1 protein-coding gene is annotated in these 1365 nt (G+C 63.9%); it reads right to left on the minus strand.

The window, feature by feature from the left end:
* Window positions 1–54: 54 nt before the first annotated feature.
* On the minus strand, window positions 55–1260 hold the full coding sequence (locus MBELCI_RS18825) for an IS256 family transposase (protein ID WP_021695822.1): 1206 nt from the start codon (window positions 1258–1260) through the stop codon (window positions 55–57).
* Window positions 1261–1365: the final 105 nt, after the last annotated feature.

Genomic DNA, 1365 nt, shown 5'->3' on the forward strand with positions numbered 1-1365 from the left:
GGTCACGTCCGTCAAGCTGGTGTAAATTTCGGGATGGTCATTGCGGATCATCGGTCAGGCGGCTTGTGTTGAGAGGCTGAGAAGCGGGTCGATCTGCGCCGCATCGATGAGTGCGAAGGCTTCGACCTGCATGTAGCGATGCTGGCTTTGCCAGTCGTCGTTCTGCTCGAAAAGCACGGCGCCGATCAGGCGGATGATGGACTCCTCGTTCGGGAAGATACCAACGACATCGGCCCGCCGTTTCACCTCCTTGTTGAGGCGCTCCAGTGGGTTGGTGCTGTGCAACTTCGTGCGGTGCTGGGCCGGAAAGGCCATGTAGGCGAGGACGTCGGCCTCGCTCTCGTCCATGAGCGCGCCGAGCTTCGGCCAGCGCGGCCGCAACTGGTCGGCCACGTGGCGCCAGACCTCGATGGCGCCCTTCTGGTCGGGTTGAGTGAACGCCTGACGGATCGCGGCAGCGACCACCGTGTGCTGCCCCTTCGGCACGTGAGCGAGCACGTTGCGCATCCAGTGGACCCGGCAGCGCTGCCAGGTCGCGTCGACTACCCGGGCGATCGCGGCCTTGAGGCCGGTGTGGGCGTCGGAGATGACCAACTTTACGCCGGCCAGGCCCCGGCTCTTCAGGCTGCGCAGGAAGTCGGTCCAGAAGGTCTCGGCTTCCGAGGGACCGATGCTGAGCCCGATGATCTCACGGCGCCCGTCGGTGTTCACGGCCACGGCGATTATGGCAGCGACCGAAATAATGCGCCCGCCCTGACGCACCTTCAGGTAGGTGGCGTCGAGCCACAGGTAGGGCCAGTCATCAGCCAGGGGACGATCCAGGAAATCGTGGACGCGCTCATCGATATCCTTGCAGAGCTTCGACACCGTGCTCTTGGAAATTCCCGACAGCCCCATCGCCTGCACCAGATCATCAACCTTCCGGGTCGAGACCCCACCGATCCACGCCTCCTGGATCACTGCCACCAGCGCCTTTTCCGAGGTGCGGCGCGGCTCGAGGAAGCCGGGGAAGTAGGAGCCCTGCCGCAGCTTGGGCACCCGCAGGTTCAAGGCGCCGAGCCGGGTCTTCAGCTCTCGATCACGGTAGCCGTTGCGATAGGTCTGACGGCTGTCGCCGCGCTCGTAGCGACCAGCGCCGATCAGACCCTCGACATCGTGCTCCATCAACGTCTGGAGCACCGCCTCGGTCACAGCGCGGAGAAAGTCGCCTTCATCGTGCTTTTGCAGAAGCTCGATCAGGGGCATGTTGGTGTCGGTCATCGGGGTCTCCCTCGGTCCGTGGTTGAAGTCCGCAAACTCCACCATAACCGACGTCCTCGATGGCCACCCCGGTTACACCGTTAGCGCGGCGTGAAAGTCCACCAC

This window comes from Limimaricola cinnabarinus LL-001 (assembly GCF_000466965.1).
Classification (GTDB): Bacteria; Pseudomonadota; Alphaproteobacteria; order Rhodobacterales; family Rhodobacteraceae; genus Limimaricola; species Limimaricola cinnabarinus.

Coding starts and splice junctions, on each gene's coding strand:
- MBELCI_RS18825 (WP_021695822.1), bottom strand. CDS start 1,260: ATGACCGACACCAACATGCCCCTGATCGAGCTTCTGCAAAAGCACGAT.